Below are 1614 nucleotides of genomic sequence, written 5' to 3' on the forward strand. Positions count from 1 at the left end.
GATCCTGCGCAGATCGGCTGCTGCCGTGTCCACGACCACACCACGGTCCGACTCCAGCTCCGAGACCCGGGTGGCCAGCCGGGACGGTCCGAGCAGTCCGGCGACCATCAGCCGGTCCACGGTCACCAGACCGCGTATCAGCCAGGGAGTGGCGAGGACGAGCACCAGCCCGACCGCGCTGGTGACACCGATCTCGAACGGCGTGTCGAGGAAGAGACCGCTGCCCCGGCTGTCGCTGTAGACCGAGATGCCCGGCTGGTCGAGATGGTCGGGGAACACCCACTGCCAGAGCGGATAGGTGAAGAGCGCCCAGCTCGTGAGCCAGAACGACACGGAGACGGTGAACGCGAAGATCGCCCAAGGGAAGTGCACTACTCCGTAGACGAGATGCCGCCAGGACACTCCGCTTTTCAGCATCGCGGCGACCCAGGACATCACTCCGCTCTTCTTGCTCCGCACCGGCGCGGGATCGGCCACGTCCAGCCCCAGCAGCCCTCGGGCCCGCGCCCGCTCCAGCATGCCGAAGCCACGGCAGCCGGCCAGCCCGACCGCCAGCACCGGGATACCGAGGAAGGTGACGAGCATCCCTCCGCCGAGCGAGAGCGTCGCTATCGCATAGGTGAAGAACACGGTGCTGATCGGCATGCTGAGCAGCAGATATCCGAACTCGCGCCAGGTACGTGCCTCGACCGGCGCGCGCAGGGCGGGCGGGAGGAGATGAGGCCGCCGCCGTGATCCGTACTCGTGGTCCGGGCCGTATCCGTATCCGTGGTCCATGGCCATCGGTGGTGTCCGTTCTGCGAGCGGGCTGTGGCTCTGGCTGGGCTGCCTGCTGTAGCTCCGGCTGTGCTGCCGGCTGTGGCTGAGTGGGCTGAGGGCTTCCATGTACTCCATGCTGCTGGGCGGTGAGGTGTCGGCACCATGAGGCCGGTCTCCGTCTTCACCCTGGGGTTTTCCCCACCCTGGAGGGTGTAGGTCCGACCTTGAGGCCGGCCCTCTCGGCCCTCTCAGCCCTTTCCGCGCTGACGCCAGGGCAGTTCGGCCGTGACGACCGTCGGGCCGCCGGCCGGTGAATCGAGGACGAAGAGCCCGTCGACCGCGCCGAGCCGTTCGGCCAGCCCGGACATGCCCGTACCGCCGTCCAGCCGCGCGCCGCCGCGCCCGTCGTCCTGGACCTGGACCAGCAGCCGGTCCTCCGTCCGCCATACGTCGACGGCCGCGGTGCGCGCGCCGCTGTGCTTGCTGACGTTCTGGAGGAGCTCGGAGACCGTGAAGTACGCGATGCCCTCGATCGCCTCCGCGGGCCGCTCGGTCAGGTCGACACTCACGTTCACCGGGACGGTGCAGCGGGAGGCGATGGCGGAGAGGGCGGCGTCGAGGCCGCGGTCGGTGAGGACGGCGGGATGGATGCCGCGTGCCAGATCGCGTAGCTCCTGGAGGGCTATCTTCACTTCTCCGTGTGCCTCGTCCACCATGCGTGCCGCGGCCTCCGGGTCCTCGGTGAGTTTCTCCTTGGCGAGGCCGAGGTCCATGGCGAGGGCTACGAGTCGGGCCTGGGCGCCGTCGTGGAGGTCGCGTTCGATCCTGCGCAGATCGGCTGCTGCCGTGTCCACG

The 1614-nt window shown here is 69.1% G+C and carries 2 protein-coding genes; both read right to left on the reverse strand.

Features of this window, described 5'->3' with window-relative positions:
- A partial coding sequence (locus GA0115259_RS06105; RefSeq protein WP_176732448.1) for a sensor domain-containing protein occupies positions 1-783 on the reverse strand: 783 nt, incomplete at its 3' end.
- 224 nt (positions 784-1007) lie between these two features.
- A partial coding sequence (locus tag GA0115259_RS06110; protein WP_237539802.1) for a sensor histidine kinase occupies positions 1008-1614 on the reverse strand: 607 nt, incomplete at its 5' end.

The sequence above is a fragment of the Streptomyces sp. MnatMP-M17 genome (genome assembly GCF_900091995.1).
GTDB lineage: Bacteria > Actinomycetota > Actinomycetes > Streptomycetales > Streptomycetaceae > Streptomyces.